The organism is Terrabacter sp. FW104-15G4B (assembly GCF_058790095.1).
The window spans coordinates 45,003-57,241 of the sequence record NZ_JBYTCI010000017.1; the positions used below are offsets into that span (position 1 = coordinate 45,003).

11 protein-coding genes are annotated in these 12,239 nt (G+C 72.2%); 7 read left to right on the forward strand and 4 right to left on the reverse strand.

Features of this window, described 5'->3' with window-relative positions; translation table 11 throughout:
• Positions 1 to 180 precede the first annotated feature (180 nt).
• Complete coding sequence (locus AC3WRT_RS13915) at positions 181 to 594, reverse strand: LysM peptidoglycan-binding domain-containing protein (RefSeq protein WP_492722835.1); 414 nt, start codon at positions 592 to 594, stop codon at positions 181 to 183.
• Between the two features lie 228 nt (positions 595 to 822).
• Here AC3WRT_RS13915 and lexA point away from each other — a divergent pair, with 228 nt between their 5' ends.
• Both lexA and AC3WRT_RS13925 read left to right on the forward strand, forming a co-directional pair.
• Positions 823 to 1,548, forward strand: a complete 726-nt coding sequence (lexA, locus tag AC3WRT_RS13920) for a transcriptional repressor LexA (protein WP_492722837.1) — start codon at positions 823 to 825, stop codon at positions 1,546 to 1,548.
• Between the two features lie 138 nt (positions 1,549 to 1,686).
• On the forward strand, positions 1,687 to 2,589 hold the full coding sequence (locus AC3WRT_RS13925; RefSeq protein ID WP_492722839.1) for a hypothetical protein: 903 nt from the start codon (positions 1,687 to 1,689) through the stop codon (positions 2,587 to 2,589).
• An 81-nt stretch (positions 2,590 to 2,670) separates the two neighbouring features.
• On the opposite strand, the gene AC3WRT_RS13930 is transcribed toward AC3WRT_RS13925, so the two are convergent.
• Entirely contained in the window at positions 2,671 to 3,615 is a 945-nt protein-coding gene (locus tag AC3WRT_RS13930; RefSeq protein WP_492722841.1) for a Sir2 family NAD-dependent protein deacetylase, read from the reverse strand.
• An 82-nt stretch (positions 3,616 to 3,697) separates the two neighbouring features.
• Here AC3WRT_RS13930 and AC3WRT_RS13935 point away from each other — a divergent pair, with 82 nt between their 5' ends.
• The 4 genes from AC3WRT_RS13935 to AC3WRT_RS13950 all read left to right on the forward strand — a co-directional run bounded on the left by AC3WRT_RS13935 (position 3,698) and on the right by AC3WRT_RS13950 (position 7,632).
• Positions 3,698 to 4,645: a LysR family transcriptional regulator gene (locus AC3WRT_RS13935; protein WP_492722843.1), complete on the forward strand. Its 948-nt coding sequence runs from the start codon at positions 3,698 to 3,700 to the stop codon at positions 4,643 to 4,645.
• Between the two features lie 75 nt (positions 4,646 to 4,720).
• Positions 4,721 to 5,302, forward strand: a complete 582-nt coding sequence (locus tag AC3WRT_RS13940; protein ID WP_492722845.1) for a peroxidase-related enzyme — start codon at positions 4,721 to 4,723, stop codon at positions 5,300 to 5,302.
• Entirely contained in the window at positions 5,299 to 6,822 is a 1,524-nt protein-coding gene (locus AC3WRT_RS13945; protein ID WP_492722846.1) for a gamma-glutamyltransferase, read from the forward strand. Before AC3WRT_RS13940 ends, AC3WRT_RS13945 begins: the two co-directional genes overlap by 4 nt.
• A 300-nt stretch (positions 6,823 to 7,122) precedes the next feature.
• On the forward strand, positions 7,123 to 7,632 hold the full coding sequence (locus AC3WRT_RS13950; RefSeq protein ID WP_492722848.1) for a cupin domain-containing protein: 510 nt from the start codon (positions 7,123 to 7,125) through the stop codon (positions 7,630 to 7,632).
• A 48-nt stretch (positions 7,633 to 7,680) separates the two neighbouring features.
• Here the strand turns inward: AC3WRT_RS13950 and AC3WRT_RS13955 are convergent, their stop codons facing one another.
• Positions 7,681 to 9,972, reverse strand: a complete 2,292-nt coding sequence (locus tag AC3WRT_RS13955) for a ComEC/Rec2 family competence protein (protein WP_492722849.1) — start codon at positions 9,970 to 9,972, stop codon at positions 7,681 to 7,683.
• A 143-nt stretch (positions 9,973 to 10,115) separates the two neighbouring features.
• Complete coding sequence (locus tag AC3WRT_RS13960; protein ID WP_492722850.1) at positions 10,116 to 11,201, reverse strand: helix-hairpin-helix domain-containing protein; 1,086 nt, start codon at positions 11,199 to 11,201, stop codon at positions 10,116 to 10,118.
• Between the two features lie 155 nt (positions 11,202 to 11,356).
• On the opposite strand from AC3WRT_RS13960, the gene purU reads away from it, so the two are divergent.
• Positions 11,357 to 12,199 carry a formyltetrahydrofolate deformylase gene (purU, locus tag AC3WRT_RS13965; protein ID WP_492722852.1) on the forward strand — a complete coding sequence of 281 codons (843 nt, stop codon included), beginning with the start codon at positions 11,357 to 11,359 and terminating at the stop codon, positions 12,197 to 12,199.
• Positions 12,200 to 12,239 lie beyond the last annotated feature (40 nt).

The following is a 12,239-nucleotide window of genomic DNA, read 5'->3' on the forward strand; positions in this document are numbered from 1 at the left end:
CCCCGACAAGCAGAACGCCGCACCCCTGTCAGGAGTGCGGCGCTCTGGGCCGTAGCGGCGGGGTCGAAGCGCCGCTACCGCCAGCCGCTGGAGGTGGAGCCAACGCGGCCGTTTGGGGGTCAGGGGGACGCGGCCGCGTGTCGCGCCTGCGTCCGGTGCACCGACCCGATGATCGATGGGTCAGGGTGACGGCACCACGAGCTGCTGGCCGGCGTGCACCTGGGACGAGCTGAGGGCGTTGGCCACCTGGATCTGGACGACGCCTTCGGAGACCGGCAACCCGGGGAGCTCTCGAGCCGCGATGCCCGACAGCGTCTGCCCCTGCCCGACGGTGACGACGCGCGGATCGCCGCTGGCCGACGCGAGCTGGCCGGCGAGACCGACGCCGAGCAGGGCGATGACCATGGCGACGAGCAGGGTCACCGTGAGACGCCCGAACCGGGTGAGGCGCATCGGGGGCTGGGCCGCCCGAGCGGCACGAACTGCCCTGGGGCCCGTGGGCACCAGCACGAGGTGAGGGCGCTCGTCGACACGTGGGTGTGCCGGCCCCTCGGTGTGCGGCTGTCGAACGGCCTCGAGGACGATGGCGCTCATGATGACCTCCCCTTGCTCCAGATCCGGCGAACATGTGTTCGATAGAACGTCTGTACGATTTTTAGCACGGATGTGCGATGAAGTCGAGACACGCCTCGAACACGTGTTTGGCAACTGTGTTCGAACCTCGTAGTCTTTCCTCACACCACAGACCTCACCAGCCACCACTGACACTGGCCGTGCACGCCGGCGACGGAGGGGACCTGACGAGCCGACGAGAGGGACACCATGGGCGTCACCGAGCTTCCCGACCGTGAGACCGGAGACGGGCTCACCGTGCGCCAGCGGCGCGTGCTCGAGGTCATCCGCAACTCCGTCGACCGCCGGGGATACCCGCCGAGCATGCGCGAGATCGGCGACGCCGTGGGGCTGGCCAGCCCGTCGAGCGTCTCCCACCAGCTCAACGCCCTGGTCGCCAAGGGCTACCTGCGGCGCGACCCCAACCGGCCGCGCGCCCTCGAGGTCGTGTCCCCGGACGCCAAGGCCGAGGAGCTCGGCTACCGCGGCGGCGACGCGACGCCTCCGCGTCCGCGCGGCGACCAGTACGACACCGAGACCGGCTCCGGTGACGCACGCCCCGAGGCGTCCTACGTGCCGGTGCTCGGCCAGATCGCCGCCGGTGTGCCGATCACGGCCGAGGAGGTCGTCGAGGACGTCTTCCCGCTGCCCAAGCAGCTCGTCGGCGAGGGAGACCTGTTCCTGCTCAAGGTCAACGGCGACTCCATGGTCGAGGCCGCCATCTGTGACGGCGACTGGGTCGTCGTGCGCCAGCAGCAACACGCCGACAACGGCGACGTCGTCGCCGCCATGCTCGACAACGAGGCAACCGTCAAGACGTTCAAGCGCACAGACGGGCACGTGTGGCTGATGCCGCACAACCCCGACTTCTCCCCCATCGACGGTGACCATGCCACGATCCTCGGCAAGGTGACGGCGGTCCTGCGCCGCATCTGAGCGACCCCAAGCCCCCGACGACCGACGACGTATGCCGCCCGCGCCCGTTCGCGCCGCCGGCTTCGGCGTTCCTCCGGCGGGCGTATCGGGCGGGACGACTGCAGACTCTGACCAGTGAGTCCTGCGAAGGAGAGCGCCATGGCACCCGGGCGAACCCGAGACGTCGTCTTCACCTACCGCTATCTGCGCGGGGCGATGATCGCCCTGCTCCTCATGCTGCTGCTCTCCGTCGGCTACGAGTGGTGGTGGGAGACCGCCCACTCGTGCTGGCTCGGTTCCATCAGCGCCTACTACTACACGCCCGCACGCACCGTCTTCGTCGGCTCGCTCTGCGCGCTCGGGGCCAACCTGATCGCCTACAAGGGCCATTCCCCCGAGGAGGACGTGCTGCTCGACTTCTCGGGCTTGATGGCCTTCGTCGTCGCCATGGTGCCGACGGTGCCGGACGGACGGTGCGGGCCGAACGCGTACACCCAGACGCCTGCCGAGATCGCGGCGGCCGTGCGCAACAACGTCTGGTCGCTCGTCGTCGTGGCGGTCGTCGCCGCCATCGTGGTCACCTGGCTCAAGCATGGCGATTCGGTGCGCGACCGGTCCGAGCGGCCCACCGTGCGCTCGATGGTCGTCACGGCCACCTGCGGCGCGGTGCTGCTCGGCGAGCTCGCCCTCTTCCTCGTCCTACGTGATCGCTTCATCGCGGTGAGCCACGGCATCGCCGCCGGCACGATGGTGGCCGGCGTCATCGCCGTCATGGTCTTCAGCGCGCTGCGCGCCGGGGAACGGCACGCAGGGGCCGCCGGTCGGGACGGCGCCACCTACAAGCGCATCTACATCGCGATCGCGCTCGCGCTGGCCGTCGCGCTCGGCGTGAGCGTGGTGACTGCCGTCACGGTGAGCGGCTTCGACCACCTCGTCCTCATCGCGGAGGTCATCATCATCGTGCTCTTCGCCGTCTACTGGGCAGTGCAGACCAAGGAGCTCTGGGACCTCCGCGACGATGACGGCACCGAGGCTCGACCGACCCGGTCCGTCGCCCAGTAGCCCCAGGACAGGGGTGTTTCGCCACCCAGCGCAGGGACGGGGCCGCCCCCGGACTGCCGAGGGGCGGCATACCAGGGCTTCTCAGTGACCGAGCGCGTCGCGCAGCTCTCTCAGCGTCGGACCGAGGGGCGCGTGCAGGCGCAGCGTCGCCTCCGCGTCACCTCGCGTGGCCGATCGTGTGACGATGGCGACGGGCACGTCGCGCTGGTGGGCGCGGCGGACGAAGCGGTAGCCGCTCATCACCGACAGGGACGATCCCAGCACGAGCACGGCCCCGGCGTCCTCCACGAGGGAGAAGCACCGCTCGACAAGCACCTTGGGCACCGACTCGCCGAAGAAGACGACATCAGGCTTGACCGTGTCCTCGCCGCAGACGAGGCACCGCGGCGCGTGGAAGGACTCGACGAGCGCGTCGGCCAGCACGATGTCGCCGTCGGGCCGCACCTGCTCCCCCCACTGCGAGCCGACAGCCTGAGCTGCCTCGGCGAACCGCTCCATGAACCCCGGATTCGCCTCGGTCATCCTCTCGTGCAGCCCGATCCGCGAGGTGTACTCCCCGCAGGTCAGGCAGACGGCGCGGTCGAGGGAGCCGTGCAGCTCGATGACGTCCGTCGCGCCCGAAGCCTGGTGCAGGCCGTCGACGTTCTGCGTGATGATGGGCCCGACGTAACCGGCGCGCTGCAGGTCGGTGACGACCCGGTGGCCCTCATTGGGTGCCGCCGCGTTGAACCGCTGCCACCCGATGTAGCTGCGCGCCCAGTACCGTCGCCGGGCGTCGCTGGAGCCGGCGAACTCGCCGTACGTCATGGGCTCGACGCGACGGGTGCCGTCAGGACCGCGGTAGTCGGGGATGCCGGAGTCGGTGGAGATCCCGGCACCCGACAGGACGACGACGCCCCCACCGCTGACCAGGTCGACGAGCTCGTCGAAGCTCCCGAGGTCGTGGGTGTCGAGGGGCAGGGTGCGCGAGGTCGCCAGGCGAGTCGTCGCCGCCGACTGTGGGGGTATGCCGTTCGGCTGGTGCACCGGACTAGCCTACGTGCCGCGCAATCCGCTTCTGGTACTGCAGCTTCCCCGGCAAACCATAATCAGCAGTTATGCTGAGGGCATGATCGACGCTGCAGGACTACGGGTCATGAAGGCCATCGCCGACGAGGGCAGCTTCACCAGCGCCGCCAACGCGCTCGGCTTCACCCAGCCGGCCATCTCCCAGATGGTCCGACGCCTCGAGCAGCGCACCGGCACCGTGCTCGTCGAGCGTTACGGCCGCCAGGTTCGCCTGACCGAGGCAGGACAGGTTCTCGCCCGCCACGCGGTCGGTGTCCTCGCGGCGCTCGACGCCGCCGAGGAGGAGATCACGGCCATCGCGGGGCTGCGGGCCGGACGGGTGCGCCTCCAGGCGTTCCCCAGCTCCTCCGCCACGCTCGTGCCGAAGACGCTCGCCATCCTGAAGGCGCGCCACCCCGACATCACCGTGACCTTCACCGAGGCCGAGCCGCCCCAGTCCCTCGCCGCGCTGCGCAACGGCGACTGCGACGTCGCGGTGGCCTTCGCCTACGAGGGGCGCGGCCTCGGCGAGCTCGAGGAGGACCTCTCCCTCCTCGTCACCCGCCGGCTCATGGACGACGAGGTCCGCCTCGTCGTCCCTCGAAGCCATCCGCACGCCGGCGACGAGGCCGCAACCCTGACCGACTTCTCGGGTGAGGAGTGGATTGCCGGGTGTCCCCGCTGCCGCGGCCACCTGCTCTCCCTGGCCGACACCGCCGGGTTCAGACCGAACGTCGCCTTCGAGACCGAGGACTATGTCGCCCAGCTCGGGCTCGTCACCGCCGGCCTCGGCGTCGCCCTCGTGCCCGACCTCATCCTCAACGCTGCCAAGCACGACGAGGTCGCGACCCTGCCGCTGTCACCCGCGTCGCGGCGCCAGATCCTGGCCGTCACCACGCCGGACCTGCAGCGCGTCCCCGCCGTCGCCGCGGCGCTCGACGCCCTGTGCGAGGCCGCCGGCGCCGACCCCAAGGCCTCGGCCGCCGAGCTCGTCGGCGCCAGGGCCTGAGGCACCGGGCCGACCCCACCAGGTACGGCACGTCACCGGGGGGCGCCCGGGCACCACGCGGCATACGGTGGCCCCATGGGTGATCCCGAGCGCATCTCCTACCTGCCCGTGCCGGAGCGGCCCGACGTCCCCGAGGGCGTGAGCCGCCTCTGGGACAGGGCGCAGGAGGCGTTCGGCTTCGTGCCCAACGTCTTCCGCGCCCAAGCCGTCAACGGTGAGCAGTTCCTGGCGTGGTGGGGCTACTTCAACCTCCTGCTCAACAAGGAGGGCCACCTGTCCCCGGCCGACCGCGAGCTGCTCGCCGTCGTCGTCAGCAGCGTGAACCGGTGCACGTACTGCGAGGTCAGCCACGGCGCCGCGCTGCGCGAGCACACCGGCGACGCCGTCACCTCCGACCTCGTCGCGTCGAACTGGCGGCAGGCAGGGCTGGCCGAGCGGGAGTACGCCATGGCGGCCTACGCCGAGAAGCTGACGCTGCACCCTGCAGAGGTCACCGAGGAGGACCTCGGGCCGCTACGCGTCGTGGGGCTGGGCGACCACCAGGTGGTCGAGCTCGTCCAGGTGGTGGGGATGTTCGACCTCACCAACCGCGTCTCGACGGCGCTCGGTCTCGTGCCGAACCCGGAGTACCACTCGATGGCCAGGGCCACGACATGACCCGCGTAGCCCTCGCCGCTCCCAGCCCGGCCGCGCTCGAGGCCGGTCTCGAGGCCGCTGCCGACGGCGGCAACGCCGTCGACGCCGCCATTGCTGCAGCACTGGTGGCCATGAGCACCGAGCCGGGGGTCGTCAGCCTGATGGGCGGCGCGTTCGTCAACGTGTGGCCGGCGGGGCAGGACCCCGTCGTCATCGACGGCAACGTGGAGATGCCGGGTCGCGGGCTCGACCGCGCGGCCTTCGGACGAGGCGTGCGGCACGTCCCCACGGAGTACGGCGGCGGCGTCACGATCGGCGCGGGCCACGGGTCGGTCGCGAACTCAGGCGCACTGCAAGCGCTCTCGCTCACGAGAGACCGGTTTGCGCTTCTGCCGTGGCGTCGCCTCGTTGAGCCTTCCGCTCGCGCCTGCCGGGAGGGCTACCGCGTCGGGGCCTCCGCCGCTCTCTACCTCGGCATCGTCCGGGACGCGCTCTTCGGAGCGGACCCCGAGGCTCACGCGCTCGTCACCGGCGCGGACGGCGGCCCGCTCGAGCCGGGCGAGACGTCGCTCAACGTCGACCTCGCTGAGATCCTGGACCTCCTTGCCGCACAAGGTGTCTCCCTCTTCACGACCGGGGCCGTGGCACGGGTTCTCGTCGACGACATGGCAGCGAACGGTGGCCTCATCACCCGGGCCGACCTCACGGCATACGAGCCCGTCGAGCGCACCCCCACGATGCGGACGATGGGCACCTGGTCCATCGCCCTCAACCCACCGCCCTCCGTCGGTGGTCCCATGCTGGCAGCCATGCTCGGGCAGCTCGCGCGGCACGAGCACTGGACGTGGGCGGAGGTCATCGACATCCAGCGCCGGGTCCTGGCCTATCGGCTGACGGTCCACGACCGGTCGAACGACCTCGACGCCGAGGGGCACGCGCTGCTCGAGACCGTCGAGCGCCATGGGCTCGCAGGCCTGCCGACCTCGGCCTCCACGGCACACGTCTCGGTCGTCGACGAGGACGGAACTGCCTGTGCCGTCACGATGTCCGCCGGTTACGGCGCCGGCATGGTGATCCCGGGCACCGGCATCATGCTCAACAACGCCCTGGGCGAGCCGGAGCTCAACCGGCTCGGTCTGCACGCGGTCGCGCCCGGTACACGACTCGCGTCCAACATGGCCCCGACGACGGGACGCAGCGCGACCGGTGCAGCCCTCGCCGTGGGGTCGCCGGGTGCCGACCGGATCACCACGGCGCTCATGCAGGTCCTCGGTCGGGGGTTGCTGCTCGGTGACGACCTGCAGCACTCCATCGACGCGCCGCGGCTGCACGTGCGCTTCATGGACGACGGGTCGCCGCGGGTGGAGCACGAGCCGTCCGACGACATCGCGGCCGCCGCCGAGGCGAGCGGGCTCGCGGTGCACCGCTATCCGGGCCCGCACATGTACTTCGGCGGGGTGGGCGCCGCGGTGCTCGGCCCGGACGGGCTGGTGGCCGCGGGGGACGCCCGGCGGGAAGCGGCCGTCGGGGTGTCGGCCTGAGGCCTCCGGAGGGGGTCCCATCCGCGACGCCGTCTGCGCCGAACCACGTGGAGTCGACCGAACGAGCGGCCGGCCCATGTCCATGACCGACGCCCGTCCCCACGCCGCCGCGTCCTCCGCGGCGTCGTCACGCCCGAACGGCATCGCTGCTCGGCTGGCGGCCGTCGTCGAACCACTCTCGGTGGTGATCTGCCCGTCCGCCTCAGGGCCTGGGACGGGGACCGTGGCAGGACCCGCCGCCCCGACTCACCAAGGCCGGAAGGGCGGTTCGGGGCGCCCCGGGACGGGAATGATGGGTGCATGCGCCCAGCTCTCGCAGACCTCCTCGACCTGCAGCCCCACCCCGAGGGAGGGTGGTACCGCCAGACGTGGGCCTCACCCGAGTCGGTGATCCTCCCCGACGGGCGCGAGCGCGCCCTGGCGACCCTCATCCACTTCCTCCTACCGGCGGGCGAGTCCTCGAGCTGGCACCGGGTGGCCTCGGAGGAGGTGTGGCTCGTGCACCGCGGCTCGGTGGTGCTGGAGCTCGGCGGGGACGGCCAGGCGCCCGCCGTCGACTCCGTCGAGACCACCGTGCTGGGGGCTGACCTCGCTCCCGGGGAGGTTGCCCAGGCGGTGGTGCCGGCGCACGTGTGGCAGCGCACGGTGCCCGGGCCGGTCGATGCCCTCGTCAGCTGCCTGGTCTCCCCCGGTTTCGACTTCGACGACTTCGAGCTCTCGGCGCAGGACGGCGACCGGGCGGTGCAGCGAGCTCCGGCCGGACCCGACGAGTCGCCGGTCGACCCGTCGGCGCCGACCAACCCCGCCTGATCTCCACCGTCCCCCTGCACACCAACGGCCCCCTTCTGCCCGAGCCGGTCACTGGGAGAGAGCCCGGACGTCGTCGCCGTCACGCGCCACGATCGCGACGTCGCCCTCCAGATCCGTGCGGTGAACCTGGAAACCCCTGTCCTGCAGTGCTTTCATGGTCGCCGGTGCCGGGTGACCGTAGTCGTTGCCGGCACCGACGCTGATGAGCGCCAACCGGCCGTCGACGTGGTCGAGGATTCGGTCGTCACGGTTGCTCGACCCGTGGTGCGCCACCTTGAGGACATCGATCCGACCCCATCGGAGCGGATCGCGCTGCAGCTCACCCAGCACCTGGGCCGCCGCCTCCCGCTCGATGTCACCCGCCAGCAGCACGCTGACCCCACGCAGGTGCATGGTCAGCACCACCGAGCCGTTGTTCGGCACGGACCCGGCGTCGATGCGGCGCGCAGGCCACCACACGTCTGCGCTGACCCCGCCCACGGTGAGTTGTTCGCCGGCTCGGAGCTCGCCCACGGGTATGCGTGCGGCTGCCGCCAGCCGTGCGACGCGGGCCGCCTCGTCAGGCGGGTCGAGGACGGGTGACGCGCGGATCTCGGCGACGGGCCTCTCGAGCACCGCGGCGAGGCCGCCGACGTGGTCGGCGTGGTAGTGCGTCAGCACGAGGAGGTCGACGGCCGTGGCCCCGACGCGGTCGAGGCACGCACGCATCGGCTCGGGGTCCGGCCCGGTGTCGATGACGACGACGTGCCCACCGCCGTTGTCGGCGACGAGGCCGTCACCCTGGCCGACGTCGCAGGCGATGAGCACCCAGTCCGGCGGAGGCCACGCGATCGGGGTGGTCGGCGCGCCCAGCCCGGCCGCCAGCACCACCACCGCGACGGCCACGGTGGGTCGGTGTCGCGTCCGGTGCCACGCCCAGGGGGCCGCGGCGATGATGCCCACGGTGAGGACGGCGAGCAGCAGCGCGGCGCCCGCCGAGTCACCCCATTCGATGCTGCCGAAGGGCAGTTCGGCGCACCAGCGGGCCACCGCGGCGATGGCCTGGGCCGGCAGCGCCGCTGCCCATGCCAGCCAGCTTGCCCCGGCGACCCAGACGACCGACACGACGGCGACGACCACGCCCCCTACGGTCGTCGGCGCCACGAACGGCGCGGCGAGCAGGTTGGCCAGCACCGCGACCAGCGACACGCTCCCCTGCAGCGGCACGACCACGGGAGCGCAGACCGCCTGGGCCGCGACGGGGATCGCGAGCACGGGACCCAGCGGCTTCAACGGTCCCGGCAGCCTGCGGGCGACGGCGCGCCCCCATGGCTGTGCGAGCACGAGCAGACCGAGGGTGGCGATGCTCGACAGGGCGAACCCGTACGAGCGCGAGAGCCACGGGTCCCAGACGAGGAGAAGCGCGATCGCCGCGGCGAGTGCCGGGATCCCAGCCCGGCGTCGGGACGTCGACAGCGCGAGCAGCCCGACGAGTCCCATGACGGCGGCGCGCACGACGCTGGGCTCGGGCCGCGCCAGGACGACGAAGCCCGCCAGACCGAGCGCGGCGATCACGGGACGCCAGCGCCGTGGGACTCCGGCGAGGCCGCAGACCCAGACCATTGCCGCCAGGACGAACGTCACGTTGCTGCCCGAGACGGCGCTGAGGTGGCTGAGCCCGGTCGCCAGCATGACCACGGTGAGGTCGGGCGGCGTCTGGGAGGTGTCCCCGACGACGAGCGCCGGCACGAGGCCTCGCGCGTCGGGCCAGAGTGACCCGGTGGCAGCGCGGAAGCGTGCCCGCACCGTGTCGGCCGCGTCGAACACGCCTCCCGGCCCTTGGAGGACTCGGACAGATCCCTTCGGGGTGGCGATCGCCACCACGTCGTCGCCGGGCTCGGCCGCACCGAGCCGCAGCACTGCCTCGACCTCGTCGTGCCACCGAAGGGCCGACCACTGCGCTCCCCGGCCGATGACGAGCACCGGCGCGCTCACCGCGGCGGTCCGCCCCCGCCCGACGACCTGTGTCACCTCGAGACGGACCAGACTGACCACCGGACCGCTCGACCGGTCCTCTGCGGCAGAGGAGCCCTGCACCGCTCGAGGATCGGCTGCGACCGTGGCGCGGACGGTGACCACCGCACGCTGGGCTGTGAGCCCGTCGACCGGTCCGGCCGAGCGCACCGCGCGGTGGCCCGCAGCGGCGCCGAGCAGCAGCGCGAGCACGGCGCAACTCACGGCGATGCCCCTCAGGGCGACCATCGAGAGCACGCCGGCCGCGAGAGCGACCACTGCCACCGCGGCGACCAGCCAGACCGGTGCCACCAGGCCCCAGAACGCCACGATAGGCCAGACGAGCACCACCGGCACGAGCAGGCGTAGGTCAAGGCGTTGAGGCGACCGCGGGCGGACGCGGCGCAGGGTCTCCCGACCCGTCAGCACGACCAAGGACGGTCCCCGGGGCACCTGTTCCCGCTCCCGCGGTGGGTCCAGTGGCCTCGCCTTCACAGTGTCACCCGCGGCCGGAGCTGCGCCATCAGCTTGTCCCCGATGCCGCTCACCTCCCCCAGCTCGTCGACAGAGGTGAAGCGACCGTGCTCGGTGCGCCAGTCGACGATCCGCTGGGCGAGCACCGGCCCGACCCCCGGCAGCCCGTCGAGGGCAGCGACGTCAGCCGAGTTGAGGCTCACAGCCGGGCCGGTGGCCCCGGCCGAACCGGGGCCTGACGATCCTGACCCACCGGGCGCGCCCACCCCTCTGGCAGCCGCAGTCGGCTCCCCCGGCTTGGGGACCCGGATCTGCTCGCCGTCGACGACCAGTCGTGCCAGGTTGAGGGCCGCGACGTCCGCGCCGGCACGCGTGCCACCCGCGGCCGAGATCGCATCGGCGACCCGAGCGCCGGGCCTCAGGCGCACGAGCCCGGGCCGCGCCACCTGCCCCACCACGTGGACGACCAGCTCGGCGCCGGTCGCGGGTGGGGCGGCCCCCGACGTGACCGGGCCGGACGGCGACGACACCGACGAGACGGGCGAAGGTGCGCTGCGACCGTTCGGCGCGGGGACCGTCGCCGCCACCGCCGTGCCCCCGCCCACCTGGACGGAGCGCGTCACTCCGGGCGCGAGGTCCGGGGCAGGGGCCGACCGCTCGGCCCAGAGCACCCGCAGCACGAACGCGCAGCAGACGGCGACGACCAGCGCGAGCAGCGCGACGACGGCCGCGCTGCTCAGCCCGCGACGTGCCGTGCGCAGCTCGTCGGGAACCGTCAGCAGGGCAGGTCGGCGGGCACGGCGCAGGTCCGCGTCGAGCCGCGCGACCTCGTCGTCGTCGGTCGCCCGCAGGGTCAGCCGGCGGACCGCGGACGCGACGCCACCGCCGGAGCTGCTCCCGCCGCCGCCGGCGCTGCCGTCCTCGACGTCGTCCGGCGCGTGCTCCGTCGGCGCTCGAGGCGGGGACGGCAACCAGCCTCCGAGGTCGTCGTCCTCGCCTTTCTCGACTGCGGGAGGAGTGGCCGACCGGCGGGCGGATCCCGAGCCGAGGATCCGGGCCACCCGCTCGAGGTCCGGGGTTCTGCGGGCGGGTCGCAACGGCATACCCCGACGGTAGGAAGCCGGGCGTCCGGCCACGGCGCTCCCGGCGCTCGCTGGGGACAACTCCACGGACATTCGAAGGGGTGTGGACGGCCACGACGCGAGACGCCCCGCGCGTCGATTGTCGCGCTTGTCCCCGGCTGGTCCAGACTGCTCCAATGGCCCGGCACATCATGACCCTCACCTGCGACGACCGACCCGGAATCGTGGCTGCCGTCTCCGCGGCGCTGCTCGCCGTCTCGGCCAACATCGTGGAGAACCAGCAGTACTCCGACGAGGACACCGGCCTGTTCTTCATGCGCACCGTCTTCGACGCCGAGGCGCACGAGGTCGAGCGGGTCCTGGGTGCGATCCGTGAAAGCCCCGCCATCGCGCACCACCACCTGGCCGCCCGCCCGGAGGACGAGCACTGCCGCACGCTGATCCTCGTCAGCAAGTTCGACCACTGCCTGCTCGATCTGCTCTACCGCTGGAAGTCCGGCGACCTACCCATCGACATCGTCGGCGTCGTCAGCAACCACGAGGACTGCCGCGGGCTCGTCGAGTACTACGGCCTACCCTTCACCGTCATCCCGGTCACCAAGGACACCAAGGCGGACGCCGAGGCCGAGCTGCTGCGTCTCGTCGACACGGAGGACGTCGGCCTGGTGGTCCTCGCCCGCTACATGCAGATCCTCAGCGACGGCCTGTGCCGCGCCCTCGAGGGCCGCGCCATCAACATCCACCACTCGTTCCTCCCGGGCTTCAAGGGCGCCAAGCCTTACCACCAGGCGCATGACCGCGGCGTCAAGCTCATCGGCGCGTCCGCGCACTACGTCACGGCTGACCTCGACGAGGGTCCGATCATCGAGCAGGACGTCGTGCGCGTCACCCACGCCGAGTCGCCCGAGCGCCTCGTCGCGATCGGCCGCGACGTCGAACGGCGGGTGCTGTCCCGCGCGGTCCGCGACCACGCCGAGTCCCGCGTCTTCCTCTCAGGCCGGCGCACCATCGTCTTCTAGCCGCGAGCGCCCGGCGCGTTGTCGCCCCACTCCGGCCATG

Bases quoted from the DNA above. Each gene is read 5' to 3' on its own strand.
- AC3WRT_RS13915 (WP_492722835.1), bottom strand. From the start codon at position 594: ATGAGCGCCATCGTCCTCGAGGCCGTTCGACAGCCGCACACCGAGGGG.
- lexA (WP_492722837.1), top strand. From the start codon at position 823: ATGGGCGTCACCGAGCTTCCCGACCGTGAGACCGGAGACGGGCTCACC.
- AC3WRT_RS13925 (WP_492722839.1), top strand. From the start codon at position 1,687: ATGGCACCCGGGCGAACCCGAGACGTCGTCTTCACCTACCGCTATCTG.
- AC3WRT_RS13935 (WP_492722843.1), top strand. From the start codon at position 3,698: ATGATCGACGCTGCAGGACTACGGGTCATGAAGGCCATCGCCGACGAG.
- AC3WRT_RS13940 (WP_492722845.1), top strand. From the start codon at position 4,721: ATGGGTGATCCCGAGCGCATCTCCTACCTGCCCGTGCCGGAGCGGCCC.
- AC3WRT_RS13945 (WP_492722846.1), top strand. From the start codon at position 5,299: ATGACCCGCGTAGCCCTCGCCGCTCCCAGCCCGGCCGCGCTCGAGGCC.
- AC3WRT_RS13950 (WP_492722848.1), top strand. From the start codon at position 7,123: ATGCGCCCAGCTCTCGCAGACCTCCTCGACCTGCAGCCCCACCCCGAG.
- AC3WRT_RS13960 (WP_492722850.1), bottom strand. From the start codon at position 11,201: ATGCCGTTGCGACCCGCCCGCAGAACCCCGGACCTCGAGCGGGTGGCC.
- purU (WP_492722852.1), top strand. From the start codon at position 11,357: ATGGCCCGGCACATCATGACCCTCACCTGCGACGACCGACCCGGAATC.